Source organism: Phaeobacter gallaeciensis DSM 26640, assembly GCF_000511385.1.
GTDB classification, from domain to species: domain Bacteria; phylum Pseudomonadota; class Alphaproteobacteria; order Rhodobacterales; family Rhodobacteraceae; genus Phaeobacter; species Phaeobacter gallaeciensis.
The window spans coordinates 667,954-691,841 of the sequence record NC_023137.1 but is presented as its reverse complement, the minus strand read 5'-3'; the positions used below and the strand labels follow the sequence as shown (position 1 = coordinate 691,841).

General features: G+C 58.6%; 23 protein-coding genes. 14 read left to right on the top strand and 9 right to left on the bottom strand.

What is annotated here, in order from left to right:
- Positions 1–29: 29 nt before the first annotated feature.
- The 4 genes from GAL_RS03330 to GAL_RS03315 all read left to right on the top strand — a co-directional run bounded on the left by GAL_RS03330 (position 30) and on the right by GAL_RS03315 (position 3,596).
- Positions 30–992, top strand: coding sequence for a cupin domain-containing protein (locus GAL_RS03330; RefSeq protein ID WP_024096178.1), 963 nt, complete (start codon positions 30–32; stop codon positions 990–992).
- 92 nt (positions 993–1,084) lie between these two features.
- Positions 1,085–2,212: a cobalamin-independent methionine synthase II family protein gene (locus tag GAL_RS03325; protein WP_024096177.1), complete on the top strand. Its 1,128-nt coding sequence runs from the start codon at positions 1,085–1,087 to the stop codon at positions 2,210–2,212.
- 26 nt (positions 2,213–2,238) lie between these two features.
- Entirely contained in the window at positions 2,239–2,904 is a 666-nt protein-coding gene (locus GAL_RS03320; protein ID WP_081731439.1) for an alpha/beta fold hydrolase, read from the top strand.
- Positions 2,901–3,596, top strand: a complete 696-nt coding sequence (locus tag GAL_RS03315) for an RraA family protein (RefSeq protein ID WP_024096175.1) — start codon at positions 2,901–2,903, stop codon at positions 3,594–3,596. The genes GAL_RS03320 and GAL_RS03315 overlap by 4 nt, the downstream gene beginning before the upstream one ends.
- 69 nt (positions 3,597–3,665) lie before the next feature.
- Here GAL_RS03315 and GAL_RS03310 read toward each other — a convergent pair whose 3' ends face one another.
- Both GAL_RS03310 and GAL_RS03305 read right to left on the bottom strand, forming a co-directional pair.
- A complete protein-coding gene (locus tag GAL_RS03310) occupies positions 3,666–5,816 on the bottom strand; it encodes a methyl-accepting chemotaxis protein (RefSeq protein ID WP_024096174.1) in 2,151 nt (716 codons plus the stop codon).
- Positions 5,817–6,107: 291 nt separating this feature from the next.
- The gene (locus GAL_RS03305) at positions 6,108–7,085 is read right to left on the bottom strand and encodes a nitrate- and nitrite sensing domain-containing protein (protein ID WP_024096173.1); all 978 of its coding nucleotides are present in this window, start codon (positions 7,083–7,085) and stop codon (positions 6,108–6,110) included.
- A gap of 373 nt (positions 7,086–7,458) precedes the next feature.
- Between GAL_RS03305 and gap the strand changes: the two genes are divergently transcribed.
- Positions 7,459–8,466, top strand: coding sequence for a type I glyceraldehyde-3-phosphate dehydrogenase (gene gap, locus GAL_RS03300; RefSeq protein WP_024096172.1), 1,008 nt, complete (start codon positions 7,459–7,461; stop codon positions 8,464–8,466).
- Positions 8,467–8,574: 108 nt separating this feature from the next.
- Here gap and GAL_RS03295 read toward each other — a convergent pair whose 3' ends face one another.
- Positions 8,575–9,210, bottom strand: a complete 636-nt coding sequence (locus GAL_RS03295) for a ChrR family anti-sigma-E factor (RefSeq protein WP_024096171.1) — start codon at positions 9,208–9,210, stop codon at positions 8,575–8,577.
- On the bottom strand, positions 9,207–9,857 hold the full coding sequence (locus GAL_RS03290) for a sigma-70 family RNA polymerase sigma factor (RefSeq protein WP_040104210.1): 651 nt from the start codon (positions 9,855–9,857) through the stop codon (positions 9,207–9,209). Before GAL_RS03290 ends, GAL_RS03295 begins: the two co-directional genes overlap by 4 nt.
- A 148-nt stretch (positions 9,858–10,005) precedes the next feature.
- Between GAL_RS03290 and GAL_RS03285 the strand changes: the two genes are divergently transcribed.
- The 9 genes from GAL_RS03285 to GAL_RS03245 all read left to right on the top strand — a co-directional run bounded on the left by GAL_RS03285 (position 10,006) and on the right by GAL_RS03245 (position 19,075).
- The gene (locus GAL_RS03285; protein ID WP_024096169.1) at positions 10,006–11,295 is read left to right on the top strand and encodes an NAD(P)/FAD-dependent oxidoreductase; all 1,290 of its coding nucleotides are present in this window, start codon (positions 10,006–10,008) and stop codon (positions 11,293–11,295) included.
- A complete protein-coding gene (locus tag GAL_RS03280) occupies positions 11,292–12,044 on the top strand; it encodes a DUF1365 domain-containing protein (RefSeq protein ID WP_024096168.1) in 753 nt (250 codons plus the stop codon). Before GAL_RS03285 ends, GAL_RS03280 begins: the two co-directional genes overlap by 4 nt.
- Complete coding sequence (locus GAL_RS03275; protein WP_024096167.1) at positions 12,044–13,201, top strand: SAM-dependent methyltransferase; 1,158 nt, start codon at positions 12,044–12,046, stop codon at positions 13,199–13,201. Before GAL_RS03280 ends, GAL_RS03275 begins: the two co-directional genes overlap by 1 nt.
- The gene (locus tag GAL_RS03270; protein ID WP_024096166.1) at positions 13,194–13,748 is read left to right on the top strand and encodes a chalcone isomerase family protein; all 555 of its coding nucleotides are present in this window, start codon (positions 13,194–13,196) and stop codon (positions 13,746–13,748) included. The genes GAL_RS03275 and GAL_RS03270 overlap by 8 nt, the downstream gene beginning before the upstream one ends.
- Entirely contained in the window at positions 13,748–14,971 is a 1,224-nt protein-coding gene (locus GAL_RS03265; RefSeq protein ID WP_024096165.1) for an MFS transporter, read from the top strand. The genes GAL_RS03270 and GAL_RS03265 overlap by 1 nt, the downstream gene beginning before the upstream one ends.
- Positions 14,968–15,516, top strand: coding sequence for a DUF3833 domain-containing protein (locus GAL_RS03260; protein ID WP_024096164.1), 549 nt, complete (start codon positions 14,968–14,970; stop codon positions 15,514–15,516). Before GAL_RS03265 ends, GAL_RS03260 begins: the two co-directional genes overlap by 4 nt.
- Before the next feature lies 1 nt (position 15,517).
- Positions 15,518–16,249 carry an SDR family NAD(P)-dependent oxidoreductase gene (locus tag GAL_RS03255; protein ID WP_024096163.1) on the top strand — a complete coding sequence of 244 codons (732 nt, stop codon included), beginning with the start codon at positions 15,518–15,520 and terminating at the stop codon, positions 16,247–16,249.
- Positions 16,246–16,971, top strand: coding sequence for an SDR family NAD(P)-dependent oxidoreductase (locus GAL_RS03250; protein ID WP_024096162.1), 726 nt, complete (start codon positions 16,246–16,248; stop codon positions 16,969–16,971). The genes GAL_RS03255 and GAL_RS03250 overlap by 4 nt, the downstream gene beginning before the upstream one ends.
- 133 nt (positions 16,972–17,104) lie before the next feature.
- Positions 17,105–19,075, top strand: a complete 1,971-nt coding sequence (locus GAL_RS03245; protein ID WP_024096161.1) for a sensor histidine kinase — start codon at positions 17,105–17,107, stop codon at positions 19,073–19,075.
- A 50-nt stretch (positions 19,076–19,125) separates the two neighbouring features.
- Here GAL_RS03245 and GAL_RS03240 read toward each other — a convergent pair whose 3' ends face one another.
- The 5 genes from GAL_RS03240 to fdh3B form a co-directional block, all read right to left on the bottom strand.
- A complete protein-coding gene (locus tag GAL_RS03240; RefSeq protein ID WP_040104211.1) occupies positions 19,126–20,487 on the bottom strand; it encodes a sigma-54-dependent transcriptional regulator in 1,362 nt (453 codons plus the stop codon).
- The gene (locus GAL_RS22870; RefSeq protein WP_024096159.1) at positions 20,484–20,609 is read right to left on the bottom strand and encodes a hypothetical protein; all 126 of its coding nucleotides are present in this window, start codon (positions 20,607–20,609) and stop codon (positions 20,484–20,486) included. Before GAL_RS22870 ends, GAL_RS03240 begins: the two co-directional genes overlap by 4 nt.
- A complete protein-coding gene (locus tag GAL_RS03235) occupies positions 20,606–21,937 on the bottom strand; it encodes a c-type cytochrome (RefSeq protein WP_024096158.1) in 1,332 nt (443 codons plus the stop codon). The genes GAL_RS22870 and GAL_RS03235 overlap by 4 nt, the downstream gene beginning before the upstream one ends.
- An 18-nt stretch (positions 21,938–21,955) precedes the next feature.
- Positions 21,956–23,200, bottom strand: coding sequence for a formate dehydrogenase subunit gamma (locus GAL_RS03230; RefSeq protein ID WP_024096157.1), 1,245 nt, complete (start codon positions 23,198–23,200; stop codon positions 21,956–21,958).
- Positions 23,201–23,294: 94 nt separating this feature from the next.
- Complete coding sequence (gene fdh3B, locus GAL_RS03225; RefSeq protein ID WP_014875661.1) at positions 23,295–23,888, bottom strand: formate dehydrogenase FDH3 subunit beta; 594 nt, start codon at positions 23,886–23,888, stop codon at positions 23,295–23,297.

Sequence of the window (23,888 nt, the reverse complement as noted above, 5' to 3'; positions counted from 1 at the left end):
AAACCCAATATCCAAAACGGAGAAAACACATGAGCACTATTCAAGACCGCATCGTCCGCTACGGTGAATTGCGTCCCTGCAAAACCGCCTTCATCGACGCCCACACACCCGGCTCCGATCAGAAGGAAAACTTCACCATCATCGGCGGCGGCGTTTCCGAAAGCCCGGATCAGCATGTCCATATCACCGACCAGATCGGGTTCAACATCGGTGCCGCTGGCCAACCGCCGAAGTGCCGCAACTCCCTGCACAGTCACACCACCGCAGAAGTTTTCTTCGTGCTGAAGGGGCGTTGGCGCTTTTTCTGGGGCCGTCATGGGGATGCCGGTGAGTTCATCGCCGAGGAAGGTGATATCTTCAACATCCCCACCGGCATCTTCCGCGGGTTTGAGAACATCGGCACCGACTACGGAATGATCATGGCCGTTCTCGGCGGTGATGATGCCGGGGGCGGCGTCACATGGGCCCCGCAGGTAATTGAGGACGCCCGCGATCACGGGCTGGTACTGGGAGAAAATGGCGTCCTTTACGACAGCAAGCAGGGCATCACCCTGCCCGAGGGCGTCAACCCGATGCCGTTGCTGAGCGAGGAAGAGCTGAAGCAATACCCTGAAGTCCCGGTCGAGGCCGTGGTGCGTGACTACGTCGCCCGCTACTGGGATTTGATGGCGCTGGCCCGTGATAAACCGGCTAAGGTGATCGGTGCAGATGCACTCCTCAAGGACAAACCCGGCTTCTGCGTCGATTTCCTGACCCGCGGTTCCCTGCCTGCTGACATGCACAGCCATGACCAGCACACTGTGTTGATGCCGGTACGCGGCCACTGGCGGCTGTGTTGGGAGGGGGGAGAAACAACCCTCAATCCCGGCGATACTGCATTGATCAAGGCGGGTGAGACACACAGCCTGGAGCCCTCCATGACCGGCGAGGCCAGCCTCTACCGCGTCACCGCCACCGATGATCCGGCCGGCGCCACCTGGACCGGCAGCTAAAACAACCGCCCCCGCACATAACAATCGTAGCGCGGGGGCGACTTCAGGGCGGCGCCCCCGCGTCACCGATCTGATTTGAGGACAACAGGCATATGGTCAAAACAACCCACGTAGGCTCCCTTCCCCGCTCTCAGGAAGTGGTCGATTTCATCTTCGCCCGTGAACGGGAACAGCCCTTTGATCAGGCCGAGTTCGATGCCTGCATGCGCACTGCAGTCAGCGATACGGTCAAAAAACAGGTCGAGGCCGGGGTTGATATCGTCAGCGACGGTGAGACCTCCAAGATTTCCTATGCGACCTATGTGAAGGACCGCTACACCGGGTTTTCCGGCGACAGCCCGCGCAACGCGCCTGCTGATCTGAAGATGTTTCCCGGTTTTTTGAAACGGCTCGCGGATGATGGAGGCACCCCGCAATATGCCCGCCCTATGTGTACCGGAGAGGTCCGCTCCAAAGGGCAGGGAGAGCTGGAAAAAGATATCGCCAATCTGAAATCCGCGATGACAGAACATGGTGCCACCCGTGGTTTCATGAATGCCGCCTCCCCTGGTGTCATCTCACTGTTTCTACAAAACGACTACTATTCGACGCGCGAAGCCTATCTGGCCGCCCTCGCCGATGCGATGAAGACCGAATATGAAACCATCGTTGGCGCCGGGCTTGACCTGCAACTGGATTGCCCGGATCTGGCGCTGTCACGTCACATGCTGTTCACGGATCTGAGCGATGATGAGTTTGTGAAAGTCGCCCAGATGCACGTAGAAGCGCTGAATTACGCGCTGTCCGACGTGCCAGCTGAAAAGGTTCGCGTGCATATCTGCTGGGGCAACTACGAGGGGCCACATTGCTGCGATATCTCCATGGACAAGGTCTTTGCCCCGCTGATGGCGACCAAGGCGCGCTATGTGCTGTTTGAAACCTCCAACCCCCGGCATGCCCATGAATGGACCGTGTTCCGTGACAACAAGGCGCAAATCCCAGATGATAAGGTTTTGGTGCCCGGCGTGGTTGATACCACCACCAATTTTGTCGAACACCCAGAGGTCGTCGCCCAGCGTATTGAGCGGTTTACCGATATTCTGGGTCAGGACCGGGTGATCGCCGGATCAGACTGCGGCTTTGGCACCTTTGCAGGGTTTGGCGCGGTTGATCCTGAAATTGCCTATGCCAAGCTCTCTGCCCTGTCCGAAGGCGCAAAACTTGCAGCGGGGCGCGCGTGACACCACTTCTGCTGCTCCCCGGGATGATGTGTGATGCGCGGTTGTTTCAGCCGCAAATCGCCACCCTGTCGGGGAGATACCCCATCATGACCGCCCCCATGGGACAGGATGACACCATGGCAGCCCTCGCAACCGGGATTCTGGACATCGCACCAAAACGGTTTGCCGTTGCGGGCCTGTCCATGGGCGGCATTCTGGCGATGGAGCTGATCCGCCAAGCCCCTGAACGTGTTCTCGGGGCGGCCCTGATGGACACCAATCCACGCGCTGAAACCGCCGAGGTGAAAGCCCGCCGCCAGCCACAGATTGACGCCGCCCAAGAAGGGCGGCTGCGGCAGGTCATGCGTGATGAGATGAAGCCCAATTACCTGACGGACGGCCCCAACCGGGGCAATATCCTTGATCTTTGCATGGCAATGGCCATGGATCTTGGGCCGCAGGTGTTCGTCAACCAGTCCAAAGCCCTGCGGGACCGACCAGACCAATGTGACACGCTGCGTCAGTTCGATCGTCCGGCGCTCGTGTTGTGCGGGCGCGATGATGCGCTCTGCCCGCCGCACCGCCATGAGCTGATGCATGACCTTCTGCCGCAGAGCCATCTGGAAATCCTCGATGGTGCCGGTCATCTGCCGACGCTGGAAACCCCTGACCAAACCACAGCCGCCCTGCGCCGCTGGCTGGAGAGCCTATGACCCCCACACTTCTGGACCTGCTACGCCAGGTCGACACACCCACCGTCTGCAACGCGATTGAGGTCGCCGAAGGCAAACGCGGCTTCAACGCCTTCACCCGCGGTACCATGCTGGCCTCAGCCCCCGAGGCAGGCGCGATGGTCGGCTATGCGCGGACCGCCAAGATCTCGGCGCTGGCGCCCCCCACCGAACCTCCTGAGGTGATCAAAGCGCGGCGGATGGATTATTACCGCCATATGGCCAGCGGCCCACGCCCAGCCGTGACCGTGGTTGAGGATGTTGATTACCCCAATTGCATTGGTGCCTATTGGGGTGAAATCAACACAACTGTTCACAAAGGCTTCGGCGTTAGCGGCGCGCTAACCAACGGCGTCATGCGGGATCTTGGCGACCTGCCGGAAGGTTTCCCAGTCGTTGCCGGATCTATTGGCCCGTCGCATGGGTTTGTTCATGTGAAAGAAATCGGCACACCGGTCACGGTATTTGGCCTCAAGATCAAAGACGGCGATCTGGTTCATGCCGACCGGCACGGCGCAGTTGTGATCCCGTCCGCAGTGCTGCCGCAGCTAGAGGCGGCCATCCGCAAACTGCTGGAGACTGAAAAGCTCGTGCTGGATCCCGCCCGTAAGGAAGGCTTCGACTTCGACGCCTTTGAAAAAGCCTGGAGCGCCTTTGAAGCCGCGCGTACCTGAATAATTGGAATAGAATAACCTGCCGCCGCTGTCAGCGACGGCAGGTTATTTTCAGAGACTTCAGCGGTCTTAGCTAGCGTTTGCCAGATTTCCATCGGAGAATGGGATGACGCTGCCCTTGTCCCCATCCGCTTCATTCTTGCGACGGAACTGTGCGGCGACCCCTTCTGTGAACGAGAAGACCGTTGTCAGGCCGTTCAGTGTGTTAGCATCCGTATCCAGCATCTGAGCGGCCGCAGTGGTCTCTTCAACCATGGCTGCGTTCTGCTGCGTGACGCCATCCAACTGGGTAATCGCTGTGTTGATTTCAGAGATCCCGGTCGACTGCTCCTTCGTCGCCCCTGCAATTTCTTCTACCAGACCATTCACACTGGTGATCTTCTCAATCATCTGTTTCAGGGAGCCAAAGGTTTTTTCGACCAAGGACACGCCGTCCTGAACATGTTGAGAGCTGCTGGAAATCAATCCTTCGATCTCATCCGACGCAGACGACGCCCGCTGTGCCAGCGCCCTTACCTCTGAGGCCACAACCGCAAAGCCGCGCCCCGCTTCGCCCGCGCGCGCGGCCTCGACACCGGCATTCAGTGCCAGCAGGTTGGTCTGGAAGGCGATATCGTTGATGACGCTGATGATCTGAGAAATCTTCTCCGACGACTCACGAATTTCCGCCATTGCCGAGATCGTCTGTTCCAACACCTCCCCGCTCTCTTCGGCGCTTCGTTTGGTCTCGCTCGCATAGGCATTTGCCTTTTCAGCGCCTGAGGCAGTGGATTGCACGGTCTCGGTCAGAGTGGCGAGAGCTGCCGCCGTCTGTGCCAGCGTTGCAGCCTGCGTTTCGGTCCGCATGGACAGTTCACTGGACGATTGGTTGATTTCAGATGCACCGGATCGAATGCTCTCGGTACTGGACATAACCGACTGAATAGCCGCTTGCAGTTTCTCCATAGCCGCGTTGAAATTCACCCGCAGCGCATCGTATTCTTCGGGAAAGGTTTCATTGATCCGCGTAGAAAGGCTGCCATCGGCCAGCAGTTCGAGCCCCTTGCTCAAGGCGTTAACAACATCTGCCTGCTCTTCCCGGGCGCGGTTTTCACGCTCTTGCGCAATACGATCACGATCTAGATGCGCTTGACGGAACACCACCAGTGCCTGTGCAAGTTGACCAAGTTCATGCCGCTGCTCCGCCCCGACAATATCTACGTCTGTTTTACCTTCAGCAAGGCGATTGGTTGTCTTGATGGCCTGACGAAGCGGGACAACAATCCAGCGCCCAACTGTCACCGACAACAGTATAGCGATGACCGTGCACAGCAGCCCAGCGACGGGTACCAATACGAACATCCGGTCAACAATTGCTTGGCCATTGGGGCCAAGTTCATTTTGAGTCGCAACGATCGATTCCGCGAGTTGTTCAAAACTGTTTTGCATCTCAGGGCCGATCTTATCCAGATAACGCGCACTGATTTCATCGACCTGGGTGACTGCCACCTGGATCTCAGCGAGTTGCTTCTGGAACAGTGTAATGTCTTCACTCGCCGCCCCTGCCAGGTCTTTCTCTTTCTGCGTTCTGGACAAAACCACCACGCGCGGCAGGCTATCTAGTGCGGCAGAGATATAGGAGTTTGCCTCCTCAAAATGGACGCTGTCTCTAGAAAGGAAGTATTTTTCGATATAAATCCGGCTGAGCAACAGGTTTTCCTGAACACGAGACGTCAGGTACTGGAGATCGCCTTCATGACCTTTGTTAGCGACAGTGCTGAGTTCCGTAAGGTTCTTACGCGCCGATTTTCCAAGTTGTGAAGCCCCGTGCTCCAGAGCCTCCTCCTGTGCGACAGCAACACGTAGATCTTCGAAATAGGCCAGATACTGTTGTGAGGATTGAACCACAGCTTCGATATCTCGGGAATAGGCTGCGTTTTCACCGAAGACAGTCAGATCGTTTCCATCCCGGATGATTTCAGAAATGTTAGATTGAACCTCCGCAGAGCTTTCCTCACTGCGGGTCGCGCGATACTTAAGCGCCGCGATCCGCGCCTGGAACAGATCTTCGACAAAATCACTGGTCGCAATGCTCTGCTTGGCGGTCGCCCGGTACTGAAGATAGCTTTCGCCCAAGTCCCGGACCACCATCAGCGACAAACTCGCCAGCGCTACAAGTAGCACTGTAAGTGCGGCAAATCCCGCGTTAATTCGGTTTGAAATAGATATCGATCTAAACATTTGTACCTCTTGCTCTTAAACGCCATCGTGAATGAAACAAAAAAATATGCGCCCAGCGGTAACCTAGATGTCCTAACATCTCCTAAAATGGCGCACAGAAGTGCGCTATGCGGGCGGATCGAGTGATTTTCGATCACATGCCGCTCTTTGAACTGGAATCCGATGCTCTGCCGAGGAGCCAGCGCGAATATCAGGCCACCCGATTTTTTGGACCGTTAAGCCGCCTGCACTGCGCAAGGTTCGTGTGGCAGATGCGGTGGGGACAATCGTCGGCGCAGGTCCAAGAATCCTCTACTTCAACGCTACAACGACGAAAGTCGCAGCCGAAAGGGCCGCGAAAAGCGAGAACCAGATAAGTTCTGTCAACTGGGATGCCGTCTCCTGCTCGAGCTGATTGGCGAGAAAAACGAGTTCAGCTGTGATAACAGCCTCTTCCAGTCGCAGAAGATCAATCCAGGCAGTCGAAGCCGTAATCCACTGTGGGCGCGTTACGGGGGTCGTCTGGAGGGCAGCATCAGCTGCAACAACGGTCTCGTGCAAGTCCCTTAGCACTATATATTGTCTCGTTCTCTGCAGCACCGGTAACCAAGCTGTGCTGCCTTTGACGGCGCCCGCTTCGCTCAGCATGGCTAGCTGTTCGCGCCGCAGAGACATCAACTCTTCCTGCAGCGAGAGAGAAAACACCTTCACGATACCTGCCGCGCCGATGGCCCGTTCCAGCCCTGCTTTTTCTTTTGCGGAACTGATCAGAAAGCGTGCTTGCCGCAATGCATGGTATTCAGTCGATTTGTCAGACCCCGTGCTGGCCCGCGCGAGCGCCACCAGTGTATCAATTAGACTGGAGTAAGCACTGATCACCTCTTGAATTGTTTCGCTATCCGGTCCGCTTCCTTTATCGATACGGCGCCGCATGTGCTGCAAGGACTGCAAATGCCTGACAGCGTGATCAAATTCTGTTCGGTGTTCTGTCGCGATGAGATCGATACCGGACAGCGCCGATGCAAGAACCTGATCTGTCCGGTCGCGCTGCAATGTCAATTCAACTGGAAAGGTCAGACCATCAGATGACACATAACCAACAGAATACCCCCGCTCCTTTTGTACTTCATGGATTACATCGCTGATTGCGCTGTCTTCACGGGCGGTCTGGGCAGTCTGCCCAGCCTGCACATGCAGCTCTCTTTGCTTTGCAATTTCGCTATAGGCAAAATATCCGGCAAGCAAAAACAATGGTGCAACGACAAGCAACAAGATAATTCGAATTGGCATGAAGGCTCCCTGCGCCAAAGCGACTAAACAATCATAGCGTGTAATCTTTAAGATTAAATCACCATAGTGACCATGCGGCTGATATCTGAGGACACAAGGATAGTGAGAAACTGACAGTCTGCCGCAGCGTGACAGGCCTTGCCCAGCTGCAGCGACGACTGACCAACCGCCCAGTGCAGTCTTGTAAGGATGCGTCGAAGCCCAGAGCAGTACATACTGTCGCCGCACCGCTACCCAAAGATTTTAACACCTTAGGCCTGCATGGCGAACGGGCTTGATTTTTGCCACTGTTAGCGATAACGATGCCGCAACTGTCAGACCACCGGGCGCGCCCGTCGAGGGCTGCACCCACATCATCATCGGAGTTGCACATATGACCCTGAAAATTGCTATCAACGGATTTGGACGCATTGGCCGCGGCGTTTTGCGCGCCCTGCTGGAGAGCAACGCCGACGATATCTCGGTTGTGGCCATCAATGATCTGTCCCCGGCTGAGACACTGGCGCATCTTCTGAAATACGACAGTGTGCATGGACGCCTGCGCGCATCCGTGAAGGTGGATGGCGACACCATGCAGGTGGGCAACCACAGCATTCGTCTGACCGCGATCCGCAATCCAGAAGAACTGCCCTGGCAAGACGTTGATATTGCGTATGAATGCACTGGCCTGTTCACAAGCCGTGACACCGCCGCAAAACACTTGAAGAATGGTTCCAAGCGGGTTCTGATTTCTGCACCGGGCAAGGATGTCGACCGTACCGTGGTGTTTGGTGTCAACCATGGTGACCTGACCAAGGACGACGTAATCGTCTCCAACGCCTCTTGCACCACCAATTGTCTGGCGCCCGTCGCCAAGGTTTTGGATGACACATTCGGCATCAAGACCGGGTATATGACCACCATCCACGCCTACACCGGTGATCAGCCGACCCATGACACCAGCCACAAGGATCTTTATCGGGCTCGTGCAGCTGCCCTGTCGATGATCCCCACTTCGACCGGTGCGGCGCGGGCGATCTCAGAAGTGCTGCCGCATCTGAAGGGCCGTCTTGAAGGATCGGCAATCCGCGTACCGACACCAAATGTATCCGTAGTGGACCTCAGCTTCATTCCTGAGAAAGCTGCAACAGTCGACGCAATCAACGGCGCAATGAAGGCGGCCTCCGAGGGCGCTCTGGCAGGTATCCTGTCCTATGAGACTGACCCGTTGGTCTCCATTGATTTCAACCATGACCCGCATTCCTCCTGCTTTGCCGCGCCGCAGACCGCAGTCACCGCCGAAGGGTTGGTCCGTGTTGTCAGCTGGTATGACAATGAATGGGGGTTCTCCAACCGGATGGTCGACACCGGCCGCCACATGGGCAAGGTGATGAATGGCTGAACGCCAGAACTGCCATCCATGACTACGCAAAAAGGGCTGCCCTCGGGCAGCCCTTTCTCATAACCGGATGACCCTGCCAACCTTGGCCAGACGCGTCCTCTTATATGTTCAGATACGGAAGATCGGTTGCAGCAGGCGCGGTACCAGCGACCGGAACCGCAGCGCGGCATCGGTCGCGGCCAGACAAATGCAGGTCTCACCCTCCTCGGCGATCGGCGTGTGTTCCAGATCATCATTGGCGACTTCCAGATCGCCAACGCCGAAGCGCCCTGTCTCATCACGAAACGCGCCCTGCAGCACCAATGTCAGCTCCAGCCCATTGTGGCCATGGTCCGGTACCGCCTGCCCCGACGGGATATACAACAGCCGAACGCTGCCCCCGTCGTCATGGCTCAGGATGGATTGGCGCACCCCCATACCAAGGGATTTCCACTTGGGCGGCAAGCCACCAAGCGCCTGCATGACTGGCGCCGGAAAAATGCCGGAACGGGTAAATTGCGGCGCCTCCTCATAAGGCTCATCCAACTCAGCGAACACGCGATCCCGCAGATCATTCGACAGATCCCGCGTGCCGCAGGCTTCCAACACGGAACCTCCAACAGCCTGATGCGCAGCCAACCGGGTGCGGCAGCTGTCACACATCGACAGATGCGTCGCTACGACCAGCGAATAGGCATAAGGGAGGTTGCCAGAGGCGTAAGCCACCAACAACGGGTCAGGGATATGATGGCGTACGCCGGTCATGATAGTCCTTGTTCCTTCAACTCGTGACGCAACCGCTCAAGTCCGAGGCGGATGCGGGATTTGATTGTTCCCAGCGGCAGCCCGGTTTGCTCCCGGATGTCCGCATGGGTCAGCTCGCCCAGATAGGCCTTTTCGACCATCTCACGCTGAGCAGGTTTCAACCGCGCAAGGGCGGCGCGCAGCTTCGATGTTTCCTGATCCAGCGCCAGAATCTGCGCTGCATCTTCCTGTGTTTCTTCCGGAAGCTTCAGCTCTTCCGGTATCGGTCGCCGCTCCTTGCGGATCACGTCGATCTGCCTGTTGCGGGCGATCTGGTAAATCCAGGCCGACACCTGCGCCCGCTCCGGATCAAACATTGCCGATTTGCGCCACACGGTCAGCATGACGTCTTGCACCACCTCTTCGGCCTGACTGGGCGGCATACCGGACCGGCAGATCACCCCCTTGAGGCGCGGCGCAAAATAGTCGAACAGCCGTCCAAACGCCACCTTGCAGCGATTATCGCGCACGGCCAGCATCCAGAGTGTCTGATCAGACAAGCTCTCCCGTTCCACTTTTTTCCTTTCGCACGATGCACTTGTGTCACGGTCTACCGTAACGGGTGGCGCAGGGGCTACAAGAGTTGGATCGCTCAGCGTGGTCAACATGTATGCATTACGCTCGTTTTCCGGTGATGGATCACTTTGCGCCGGATTTTTTTCGTATTTTTCCCAATTCACCAAAATCTGCTGTCACCTTTTTTGATCCGCTCGGGCAGAAGCCGCGTAACAACTTGAAATCACAGATGGAGACAGCATGTCCTTTGACGCATTATCATCCGCTCGCGAGCGTATCGCCGTTGTTGGCGGCGGGATTTCCGGGCTGGCCACAGCCTGGCTGCTGGCAAAGACGCATAATGTCACCCTATTTGAGGCCGCCCCGCGGCTGGGCGGTCATGCCCGCACGGTGATGGCAGGGCGCAATGGGGATCAGCCCGTCGATACTGGCTTCATCGTCTTCAATTATGTGAATTACCCGCATTTGACGTCGATGTTTCGCGATTTGGAGGTTCCCGTTGTCAAAAGCGACATGAGTTTTGGCGCCAGCATCGGTGATGGACGCGTGGAATACGGGCTGCGAGATCTTGGGGCGCTGCTCGGGCAGCGTCGCAATATTGCGCGACCCGCATTTTTCCGCATGGTCAGGGACATCCTGCGCTTCAACGCCAATGCCGAACAAGTGGCCAAGAGCGACAGCGTCACCATTGGTGAGTTGGTCAATGATCTGCAATTGGGGGATTGGTTCCAGCGCTACTATCTGATGCCGATCTGTGGCGCGATCTGGTCCACCCCACCTGATGAGATCCGTGGCTTTCCAGCCCAGTCGCTGGTGCGGTTTTTCCGCAATCACGCCTTGCTCAGTGCCTCAGGTCAACACCAGTGGTGGACGGTCAAAGGTGGCAGCATCGAATATGTGCGCCGTCTGACCAGCCGACTGGAACAGATGGGCTGTCAGCTGCGTCCCGGCACCCCAGTGCGCAGTGTCGAGCGCGCTGCAGAGGGCGTGTGTATCCATCTGCCTGACGGCACCAGCGAGAATTTTGATCAGGTGGTCATGGCCTGCCATTCGGACGACAGCCTGCGCCTGCTGAGCCAGCCAACGCGCGCAGAACAGACAACGCTGGGGGTTATGCGTTATCAGGACAATGAAATGATCCTGCATCATGACAGCGCACAGATGCCACGCCGCCGCGCCTGTTGGTCCTCCTGGGTCTACAAGGCCGACACCCGCGATGACCGGGCAGCCATCGGCGTCACATACTGGATGAACCGGCTTCAGAACATCGATGAAAATGACCCGCTTTTTGTCTCCCTGAATCCGGTAAAAGATGTGCAAAGCGATCTGATCTACGATCAGAAAACCTTCCGTCACCCGGTGTTTGATACGGCAGCCCTGCGCGCGCAGAGCCAAATCGGCGACATCCAAGGCCAGAACAACACTTGGTTTGCAGGTGCTTACTTGCGCCACGGCTTCCATGAAGACGGTTTTGCCAGCGCCGTGCGCGTCGCACGGGGGATCAGCGCGCGCACCAAGGTGGTGGGATGACGCAGTGGCCCGATCATATCGCCGGGCAGACTACCCACGCCCGTTATGGTGCTATCGCCAACAGCTTCCGCTACGGTGTGGACTATGTGCTGATTGATCCCCGCGCAGAAAACGGCCCGCTGCTGTTCTCCCGCAATCGCTTCAATTTGCTTTCGGTGCATGACCGCAATCACGGCGGCGCGCCACGTCGGGGCGCTGGGCTGCCCTGGGCGGAACAGGTCTTTGCCGACGCCGGCTTGAAGCTGGACGGGACTACCATTCGGCTGCTGACACAACCAAGCTATCTGGGTCACATATTCAACCCCGTCAGTTTCTGGCTCGCCTTTCGAGGCACCGCACTGCACGCGGTCATTGCAGAGGTCAGCAATACATTCGGCGACCGGCACAGCTATGTCTGTCACAAACCCGAATTCACCGCGATTGCCCCCTCGGACAAGCTGCAGGCCAAGAAGATATTCCACGTCTCTCCCTTTCAGCAGATCGCGGGAGACTACTGGTTCAATTTCGACATCGGGCCACGGCGGATCGCAATCCGCATCGACCACAAGAATGGCGACCAGGGGGTAGTTGCCACCCTGACCGGCCCACGACAGCCGCTGAGCAACACCGCCGTGCTAGCCGCCAGCCTGCGCCGCCCTGCCGGAACCCTGCGCACGCTTGCGCTGATCTATTGGCAGGCGCTGAAACTGAAACTGAAGGGCGCAAGCTATCACCCCCGCCCTACCCCACCGGAACATGAGGTCAGCTGATGATATTCCTTACCAAACGTGTGAAACACGACTTTCTCGACAGCTGCGCCCGCATCCGCAACGGCAGCCTTCGCCTGCATACGCCCGAAGGGGATCTGCATGATTTCGGCGCCGGTGCCCCGCATGCAGAAATTCAACTGCATGACTGGAGTGCGATCACCGCTATGGCTGCCCGCGGGGATATCGGCCTCGGCGAGGCCTATGTTTCAGGACTTTGGGACAGCCCCAGCATCGAAGATGTGATCAAAGTGGCGCTGATGAACCTCGATCATCTGACCGACTATGCCTATCCCAGCTTCTGGGCGGGTCTAAAATACCGGGTGGTGGACCGGATGCTGCGCGCCAATTCGATCAAGGGAGCATCGCGTAATATCAAGGCGCATTATGACGTCGGCAATGAATTCTACCAGCTGTGGCTGGACGAAAGCATGACCTATTCATCGGCGCTGTTTGCCCCCGGCGACAATGATCTGGCCCGCGCCCAGACCCGCAAATATGATCGGGTTCTCAGCCGTCTGAGCGCTGGCGACCGGGTGTTGGAAGTTGGCTGCGGTTGGGGTGGATTTGCGGATCGCGCCGCCGAACAGGGCCGCCATGTTACTGGCCTGACGATATCGCCCAGCCAGTTCGGCTATGCCGATGCACGACTAGATGGACGGGCCGACATCCGGCTCTGCGACTATCGCAAATCGGAAGGTAAATTCGACAATATCGTCTCCATCGAAATGGTCGAGGCTGTAGGCGAACGATACTGGCCCAGCTATTTTTCGACCTTAAAGAACCGCCTCGCGGATGATGGCCGTGCCGTAGTGCAGGCGATCACGGTGCAGGACAGCTATTTCGATATCTATCGGCAATCCTCGGACTATATCCGCCAATACACCTTCCCCGGTGGCATGTTGCTGTCCGATGCAGTCATTTCACATCAAGCGCGCACTGCCGGGCTGAAGGTCACGGATAACTTTGCCTTTGGTCAGGATTACGCCCGCACCTGCCGCGAGTGGGCGGCCCGGCTTTCGGCGATGACAGCAAAGGTCCAGGCCCTGGGTTATGGCGATGCCTTCCTGCGCAATTGGCGGTATTACTTGGAAACTTGTGCTGCGTCCTTTGAGGTCGGGCAGACGGATGTCGTACAAGTGGAGTTGGCCCATGCCTGATCCACACCAGCCCTACGTACCCAAGAGCCTCCGGACGTGCCATCGCTCTGTCATGGCAGCTTTCGCATTGGGGCTGGCTGTGCTCCTGAGCAGCGCGGCAGCGGCGGAAACAGGCCTTAAATCCCCGATTAAACTGGGTGAAGTGACCTTCCGCTGGTTCGGCCTTCCGCTATATGACGCAAGCCTGTTTGCAGAGGGTCAAAACCGCTTCGATTGGCAAACACCTATGGCCCTAAAGCTCAGCTATCGGCGCGGGTTCACGCGGGCGCAGCTGACCAAGGCCACCGCCGCAGAACTGACCCGGCTTGAAGGGCCACGCGCGGATCAGGAGCGATTGATTGCGAAGCTGGAAACCTGCTTTCGCGATGTGGCAGCCGGGGACAGCTTTGTCGCCACCACACAGGACCCGAACCAGGTGGCCCTTTATTTGAATGGGCGGCGGACCTGTGATGTGCGCCATGCAGAGGCCCGCAAACGGTTTCTGAATATCTGGCTGTCTCCCAACAGCCGGTCCGCGCGCCTGTCCAGTCGGCTCAGGGGCAACTGATGCAGGCCACCCGTATTTCCCTGTTTGCCATGATGCTGGCTGCTGCTGGCCTGCCACTCTATATCCATTTGCCGCGTTTTGCGACGGTGGAGCTTGGGGTGAGCCTGGCCACCTTGGCGGCAGTGCTGGCCGGGATAAGGGTGCTTGATTTCGTGCAGGATCCGCTGCTCGGCTGGGTCACCGACCGCTGGCCACAGGAACGGGCGACCTTTGCGGCGCTGGCAGCCTTTGGAATGGCTGTAGGGTTCCTCCTGCTCTACACATATCGCCCAACTGCCGGGGGCGTGTTGCCCTGGCTGGTGATTGCACTGGTGTTGCTGTTCACAGCCTACAGTTTGGGCACCGTACTATTCTATGGACAAAGCACCGCGCTTGCCGGCAGCCCTGAGGCGTTGATACGCCTTGCCGGGTATCGCGAGGGTGGCACATTGGCGGGGATCATCCTCGCCGCCCTCGCCCCCAGCCTGTTGGGTGCGCTGGGGGCCAGTCAGGCCGGTTATTCTGCCTTTGGCGCGATGCTTGCGGGGCTTTGCATCGTAGTCTGGTGGCTGACCCGCGGTCTATGGACCACGACCCCGCGCCCGGAGCAGCCCCTGTCAATTGCCGCCCTGCGTGAGGCTGGTGGGTTTCGCCTTCTGGCCTTGGCTCTGGTCAACAGCCTGCCCGTCGCCATGACCTCAACGCTGTTTCTGTTCTTCGTCGAGGACAAGCTGGAACTGCCCGATATGGCCGGTCCCTATTTGGTGTTGTTTTTCCTCTCCGCAGGACTTTCGGTACCAGTATGGACACGAGCCGCCGACCGTTTTGGGGCGCGCAATGTGCTGTTTCCGGCCATGGTTCTGGCGATCCTGTCATTTGTTTCTGCGGCGTTTCTGCCTGCGGGTGCCGCTCTCGGATTTGCCCTGATCTGCGTCGGATCCGGTGCAGCGCTTGGCGCAGATATGGTGATCTTGCCGGTGTTGTTTTCGCGCATGTTGGCACGGGCCGGGTTGCAGGCCGGGCAGGCGTTCGGACTCTGGTCCTTCGCTGCAAAATTGGCGCTTGCTGCGGCTGCAGTCCTGCTTCTGCCATTGCTGCAACTGAGCGGGTTCACCCCCGGCGGCCAGAACAGCACCGCTGCACTCCAGACCCTGACATGGGCCTACGCCATCATTCCCTGCTGCATCAAACTCATCGCAATTGCGATGGTCCTCCGTCTCCCAAGAAAGGTCACCGCGCCATGAAACTCCTGCTTGTAGCGATCATCCTGGTACTGCTGCTTGCACTGCTCCGGCCCGGTTTCGGGTTTCGCAGCCAACGCTCCCAGCACTACGCCGATACCGGTCCCGCCTTCGACATTCGCACACATCTGAGCGGCGAAATGATTTCCGAAGGCATGATCTATGGTCCAATGGGCCGCGTCGTGTCGCGGTTTGTTGCCACGATGAATGGAACATGGGACGGCAACACCGGTACGTTGAGCGAGGATTTCTCGTATGCCAGCAGCGGCACGCAGCAACGCAAGTGGTTCCTCACGATGGGCGAAAACGGGGCGTTTACCGCGACCGCAGACGACATCATCGGCACCGGCGAGGGTCAGCAGAGCGGCGCAGCCGTGCGCCTGACCTATCGCATCCGCCTCCCCGAAAGTGCGGGCGGTCATGTGCTGGACGTCACTGATTGGATGTATCTGATGGAGAACGGCACCATCATGAACCGCTCTGAAATGCGCAAATTCGGCATCAAGGTCGCAGAGCTGGTGGCCACCATCCGTCCGAAAGGAAACTAAGATGTTTGCAGGACAGACATGGTGGATCGTCGGCGCCAGCGAAGGATTGGGCCGCGCAATTGCCCAAAAGCTGGACGCCGCCGGGGCGCGGCTGGTGCTTTCGGCCCGCAGCGAAGAACGATTGCAGGAGCTCGCGAGTGAGTTATCCAACGCCACCGCCTTACCGCTGGATGTGACCGATGGTGACGCCATCAGTGAGGCTGTTGCGCTGATCGGCAAGGTGGATGGCATCCTCTACTGTGCAGGCGCTTACGATCCAATGCCCGCACAGGATTGGGACGCCGACAAGGTTGAGCTGATCTGTGATGTTAACTTCATGGGGGCCATTCGTGTGGTCGGCCGTGTGGTGCCTCAGATGGTGGCCGCCAATGAGGGGCATATCGTCCTGATCGGCTCCCTCGCCGGTCATACGGGTCTCCCAGGCGCCACAGGCTATGGCGCATCCAAATCCGCCGTTATGCACATGGCGGAAAATCTCCAGGCGGATCTGTTTCAGACTCCAATCAAAATCCAAGTGATCAATCCCGGTTTTATCAAGACCCGGCTGACTGAGAAAAACGATTTCAACATGCCAATGATCCAGACCCCGGATGAGGCGGCGGAAGCCTGTATGAAAGCGATGAAAAGCGGGCGCTTCTGTACTAGTTTTCCGGCACCATTTGCCTGGGTGTTCACGGTCGGAAAGTACCTTCCGCGCAAACTGTTCCTGCGCCTGATGGGAGCGGGTAAATGAGCGCGCCGCAGAACATCGTGATCATTGGCGCTACGGGCGGTATAGGATCGGCATTGGTGGATCACTATGCGGCGCAGTCCCCCGCCAGCCTGACCGCAGTGGCCCGCAGCACGTTACCACCGCGCCCCAAGATCAACACTCACCAAGTGGACATCACCGACGAAGCACAGCTAACCGAGCTTGCCAGCACTCTGCGCAGCCGTGGGATCGCACCGGATCTCGTGCTTGTCGCAACCGGGGTGCTCTCCGATGAGACAGGCCTAAAACCCGAAAAAAGCTACCGCCAGCAGGATCCTGAAGCCTTCAGGAAAGTCTTTGAAATAAATACTTTTGCCCCCGCAAGCGTTGCCAAGCACCTGCTGCCGATCATGCCCCGCAAAGGGCCTGCCGTCTTTGCAGCATTGTCAGCGCGGGTCGGTTCAATCAGCGACAACGGACTTGGCGGCTGGCATGCCTATCGCGCGTCAAAAGCAGCGCTGAATATGCTGATCCGCAACTACGCAATCGAAACAGCACGCAGCAATGACCAGATGATCTGCGTCGGGCTGCATCCCGGCACGGTGCGAACGCCGCTTTCTAGGCCCTTCTCCAAAAACGTCTCTGCAAATGCTTTATTCGAGCCCTCCCAGTCCGCAGCATATCTGGCTCAGGTCATCGACGGCCTCTCCCCCAGTGACAGCGGCCGGGTCTTCGACTGGGCGGGCAAGGAAATCCCGGCCTGATTGGGGGCGGTCCGGCAGGATCAGTCTGTCCGGGCTTGCCCCGCCAATCCGCATCATGCGACAGTCAAACAATGCCGCACGCCACGGCTTACCCGCGTGCTGATGTGCCCGCTGTCCACAGGAACTCATCACCTTGAAATCTGTCCGGCTTCGCCTCCTTCTGCTCGCGCTCTTGCCGCTCAGCGTGGTGATGCCGCTGCTTCTGGTCGTGGCGATGGCCCGGTGGAACGCCGACTATGACAACGTCCTGATCGTCAACGTGGAAAGCGACCTGAAAATCGCTGACCAATACCTGCGGCAGCTGCAGGCAAACAGCGGCGATGATCTGGCGGCCATCGCCAGTTCGACCCAATTTGCCAAGGTCCTGCGCGCACCGCTACAGGATCAACTGAGGTTTCTGGATCAACGTAGACAGGCGCTCAGGCTCGATTTCCTCTACTATCTGCCGATGCGCAACATTGACCGTGATGCCCGTCGCTGGCCGGTCATCAACCGCGCCGCCCAAGGGCAGCTGGCCTCGGAAATCGACATTTTCACCGCTGCAGATCTCGATGTGATCTCGGCGGCCCTGCGCGACCGCGCCCGCATCCCGCTGATTGAGACCGAAGCTGCTGCGCCCACAACCCGCCCCGCCGAAGATCGTGGCATGGTCATCCACTCTGCCGCCCCAGTGTCGAACCCGGGCAACGAAGGCGTGCTGGTGGCGGGGAGGCTTCTGAACCGGGACCTCAATTTCATCGATACGATCAACGCCTTGGTTTATCTCGGCGACAGTCACCGGATCAGCCGCAAGGGCACCGCAACGCTGTTTCTGGATGACACCCGCATTTCCACCAACGTTCGTCTGTTTGAGGATGTGCGCGCTCTCGGCACCCGTGTTTCGCAAGCCGTGCGAGACGCGGTTCTTGGGGACGGGCAAACCTGGCTCGACCGCGCCTTTGTGGTGAACGATTGGTATATCTCCGGTTATCTGCCACTAACCGACAGTTTCGGAAAACGGGTCGGCATGCTCTATGTGGGCTTTCTTGAGGCGCCGTTTGCCGCGGCCAAAGTCTCTGCCTACTGGACCGTTGTCCTGTCCTTCCTGTCGGTTCTGTTGCTCTCGGCACCTTTGTTTTTATGGCTGGCCAAGGGGATCTTCGCGCCGCTGGAGCAGATGAGCCACACCATGGCCCGCGTGGAACGTGGCGATCTGGCCGCGCGCAATGGAGATGTGGGGCGACGCGATGAAATCGGCCAGGTCGCAGCCCATCTCGATAGTTTGCTGGATCAGGTCCAGGACCGCGACCAGAAACTGCGCGACTGGGCGGGTGAGCTAAACGCCCGCGTTGACCAGCGCACTGCGGAACTGCGCGCCGCCAATGACAAACTGGAAGCAACCTACAAACAACTGGTGATGAGTGAAAAACTCGCCTCGATCGGGGAAATTACCGCTGGTGTCGCCCATGAGATCAATAATCCCATTGCGGTCATTCAGGGCAACGTCGATGTCATGCGGATGACACTCGGCTCTGCGACAGAGGACGTGGAAACGGAGCTGGCACTGATCGACGATCAGATCCTGCGGATTAGCGCCATCGTCGGCAAGCTGCTGCAATTCGCCCGCCCGACTGAATTCGGCACCTTTGAGGAGCGGCTGGAGCTGGCGCCGGTGGTGTCCGACTGTTTGGTGCTGGTCGATCACGTGGTGACCAAACAGGACGTCGCCGTGATCAAACAGTTCACCGAAACACCGGCGGTCCGCATCGATCCCGGCGAGTTGCAGCAGGTGGTGATCAATCTGATCCTAAACGCCGTACAGGCGATGGAGGGCTCCGGCCAGCTCGTGCTGACCTTACGCGAAATGGATCGGAATGATGTCAGCGGCGCCTGTCTTGAGGTCTCGGACACCGGACCTGGGATCGCGGCCAAAGACCTGCCGTCGGTGTTCAACCCGTTCTACACTACCAAACTGGGCGAAGGCACTGGTTTGGGTCTATCGATCAGCCAGACCCTGATCCAACGCGCAGGCGGTGTAATCTCGGCCGAGAACCGCGTTGAAGACGGGGAAATCATCGGCGCGGTTTTCTCAATCTGGTTGCCATCAGTCGAGGCGACATCCTAGGTGAAGGAGCCGCAAAACGGCAAGCGCACCGCCCGCCGCTGTCACTCAGATCAAAGACCCCAGCTGGCACATTTGCGATCCACGGTCTTGCGCGAGACGCCGAGCCTGCGGGCAGCCTCTGCTCGGTTACCCTCGCAGGCATCCAGAACATGCATGATGTGGCGTTGCATCACCAGATCCAGCGTATCCATCGCGGCCGCCCCTGTCACCGCGCCCGTTCCTGCAAACTCCTCCGGAAAGGCGCCCAGAATGACCGAGCGTTCGATCAGGTTTCGTAACTCGCGGACGTTGCCGGGCCAGTCATAGCGGCTGAATTTCAAGAGGGTCTCAGCGTCCAGCTCAAGCGCGGGCATCGCCAGCGTGGTGGAAAACTGCTCCATGAAGAGCGCGGCCAGCTCGACGATATCCTCAACCCGTTCGCGCAGCGGCGGCATCTGGATGTTGACCACATTGATCCGGTGATAGAGATCCGCCCGGAACCGTCCTTCAGCCACCGCCTGTTCCAGATCGGCATTGGTGGCAAACAGAAACCGTAGGTTCAGCGGGATGTCGCGTTCGGCGCCAACCGGACGAATGCGCTGGTCCTCCAGCACTCGCAACAAGGCTGCCTGCACCTGCTCCGGCATCTGCGCGATCTCATCCAGAAACAGCGTTCCCCCGTCAGCGTATAAAAACAGCCCGTCTTGACGGCGGTCCTGCGCATCCACCATGCCGAACAGCTCATGTGCGATCCGATCAGGCGCAATGGCGGCACAATTGACCGCAACAAACGGTTTTTCCGCCCGATCCGACAGCGAATGCAGTGTCCGCGCGGCGATTTCCTTGCCCGTACCGCTGGCGCCCGTGAACAGGACCGGTGTGGGCAGCGGTGCCAGCCGCGTGATCATGTCGCGCGCCGTCTGAATGGCCGGGGATTTCCCCAACAATCGCCCGCGTGCTGCTGTGCCTTCAGCCGACAGGGCATGTTTCAGCAGGTAGTTTTCCCGTCGTAGATGCTTGCGATCCAGTGCGCGGGCCACCGAATTCAGGATTTGATTGGCGCGAAACGGCTTCAGAACGAAATCCGCGACGCCGACCCTTAGGGCCTGAATAGCTGTTTCCAGATCCGCATAGGCCGTGACCAGCACCGTGTCCGCAAACAGGCCAACCTTATGCTGTTCCTGCACCCACTCCAAACCGGTTTTGCCCGGCATGATATTGTCGAGGATGATCAGATCAAAATGGGCCTGATCCAATATGTTAGACGCCTCCGCAGCAGAGGCCGCCTGCTCCACCCGTTTGCAGCGGGGGGTCAGGATTTTGGTCATGAAATTGCGCATACCCGGTTCGTCGTCGATCACCAGTATCGACGCACCAGCAAGGTTTTCCCCATATTCATCGCGGGGCGGCGGTGCAGATGTCAGCACGATCAATCCAGTCGGACAGAGGGTCCGGAATGCACCTCTTGCGAGGCAAATCCTGCCTGGTCCAGCGCAAAATTCGCACCAGCAGCAATCACGATGATGGCGGCAAATCCCGTCAACATGGCTTTCATTTGGTCACTTTCTCCACCTCTGTTGCGCGTTTCAGAAACGCAATCAAATCGAACCGATCCTGCGGGTCCGTGATCCGCTGCATCGGCATTTTGGAGCCCGGAATATAGTGATCCGGCCCCAGATCGAAGAGGGCATCAATCGTCGCCTCCCTCCAGATTATATCAGATCCATCAAGGACCTCTGAATAACGATAACCCGCCAACGTCCCCGCCGGACGGCCAAAGACACCATAAAGACTTGGTCCCGCCTTACGGCTCTCACCAGGGCCGAGCGCGTGGCAAATGGAACATTTGCGCATAAATTGCCGCTCCCCGTTGGGCATCGTGGCCGGATCTTTCAGGAACCCGCGAGTGCCCGCCATCTGCGCCTCGGTCTCTCCAATCAGCGCGACTGGCCAGCCATAGGCCAGATCATCCAGCCCCGCCGCCCAGATCGTTTGCCCGTCCGGCGCGAAATCCAATGCCCAGACCGGCCCCTCACGGGTGGCGCGAAAATCGGCGCTGATGCGCCAGGTCTCCGTATCTACCATCATGATATAGCCCTGCCCGTCCCCCACGGCGAGCCGCGCTGTCTCTTCGTGATGGGCCATGGCCAAAATAGGCCGCCGCTCCAGCGTGAAATCTGCAACCGGATCGCCGCTTTGACTGTCAACAACACGGGTGGCGCCATCCACAGCCCCGTAGGCCAGCCAGTCACCATCCGGGCCCAGCACCAGTTGGTTGATGCCAAAGCCCTGGTCCACCAATCGACGCGGCGCGCTGGCGGCATCCTCGTAGACCAGGATCTGCCCGTTCATGGTGGCCGCATAGACTGCCCCGCCCGGTCCCACAGCAACATCGTTGATTCCACTACCAACCTTGATCCGTTGTTCGGAGCCACCGGCAAGCGGCCAAAGGCCGATCTCCCCATCCCAGCTGGCCGACACAAGGGTGTCACCATCCGGTGTCACCGCAAGCGCCCGGATCTTGCCCAGATGCCGCCCGATCAGTTCCCCCGTATGGCTGCCTTGAGACCAGAGGTAGAGCGCAAAATCATCCCCTGCGGTGATCAACCGCTCGGCGTCAGCAAAAGCCAATGCGGTAACCGCTGCTTCATGCGCTTCGAGCCATTGTGGGACGCGTTTGTTCCACAGGCCAACCGCATTGTCGAAACTGCCGGTCGCCACCTGCCCCTCCGGCGAAACCGCCAGCGCCATCACCGGGCCGCCGTGGCCCTTCAATGTGGTGAATTCATCTGCCTCCGCGTAGACGCCGATAGCAATGAACGACAGCGCTGCTGCACCGCAAATAGCGCAGATCCGCCGGGGCACATCGACGAAGGCTGACATGTGACGCCCCACCGCCGATCACTCTGCCGGTGTTGCGCCCTTGGCGCCACCGCTACCCGTGCCGTCGGGAGTGACTTCACCCTTTTCACGCATCTCATCCAACCAGAGAGAGTGGTGCTGATGCGCCCAAGCTTCGTCCACATCGCCGTTGCCCATGGCGTCAAACGCGCCCTCCATTCCGACAGAGCCAATATAGATATGTGCCAGAATGATCGCCATCAGCACAAAACTGAGAATCGCGTGCCAGATCTGCGCCAGCTGCATTTCCTCTTGCGGCGCAAGTTCAACCGGCAGCGTGCCATACCCCACAAGCTGCGGCAAGCCGAGATCGTTTAAGATGCCAAAAGTCTTGGAAAAAAGCGGCAGTTCGAACGGAAACAGCAATGACAGGCCAGAGACTGAAATAGAGGCGCCAAAGACGATCACCGACCAGAAGATCAATTTCTGACCAAAATTGAATTTTTTCGCAGGCGGGTGCGATTTGCCCACAATACCACCCATTTGACGGATCCAAACCAGATCTGTCCGGTTCGGAATGTTATGGGCGACCCACATGACAAACACCATGACCAGCGCCAGCATGAACGCCCAGGAGACGTTGTTGTGTACCCATTTACTCCAGATCAGCAGGCCTGCATTGATCTCCTTGCCGAGATAAGGCGCAATCACCAGACGACCAAACAGGCTGGCCAACCCAGTAAGGCCAAGCAGGATAAACGACCCTGCCAGCATCCAATGGGCAAACCGTTCGATGAACTGAAACCGCGTCACGCTGCGCCCGGTGGCGGGCGCGTCAATGCGGATGCGACCACGCAGCAGATAAAACAAGGCCAGCGCCGCAATAGTGCCCAGCAGCAGCCAGCCACCGTAGGTGCGCAACGGCCCCTCGCGGAAGGTCAGCCAGCGCATACCGCCATCCTGCACCAGCACCGTGGCCACATCGCCGCCTGCCGACACGCGTAGGTCAGCAGCGTTATAACGGATTGCACGCCACAGCTCAGGGTCAGACGCGCCGCCAAGAGTGCCCAGCTGTTCGGTCAACCCGGCCCCCAAGGCCGCGGCGCCCGTGTCATCGCTGCGAAAGCTGTCGTCGATCTTCTCCCCGCGCTGCCGCGCCAGAATATCCTCAAGCGTCTGCGCCCCGCCCGTGGCACTGCGGTCCGGCACACTGCTCGTCGCGGGGGCATCCGAAGCGTCCTGCGCCACAGCAATCCCAGCCATCAACGTCAGCTGCATCAGAATAGCAAAGGCGATGCGCAGCATGGGCCACACTCCTTCTTGGGTTGTCTTGAAAACTGAATAAGGAAACGGGACGGCCCGCGCGAACGGACCATCCCATCATGTCACAGGAGGCTGATCAGCCGCCCTTCTGGTCATAGGCTGTACCCCAGCCCCATGCGCCAGAACCGAAGCCGCGCGCCACCACACGTTCGCGGTAGACGGCTGAGACGACATCACCGTCCCCGGCCAACAGTGCCTTGGTGGAGCACATCTCGGCGCAGATGGGCAACTTACCCTCAGCAATCCGGTTGCGGCCGTATTTGGAGAATTCCGCGTTGGAATGCGTCTCTTCAGGGCCACCGGCGCAGAAGGTGCATTTGTCCATCTTGCCACGGCTGCCAAAGTTGCCTGCCTGCGGATACTGCGGCGCACCAAAGGGGCACGCGTAGAAGCAGTAGCCGCAACCAATGCAGAGATCCTTGGAGTGCAGGACCACGCCTTCTTCGTTCTGGTAGAAGCAATCGACCGGGCACACCGCCATACAGGGCGCGTCCGAGCAATGCATACAGGCGACCGAGATCGACCGTTCGCCGGGCTTGCCATCATTGATGGTCACCACCCGGCGCCGGTTGATACCCCAAGGCACCTCATGCTCGTTCTTACAGGCGGTCACGCAGGCGTTGCATTCAATGCAGCGTTCGGCGTCACAGAGAAACTTCGCTCTTGCCAT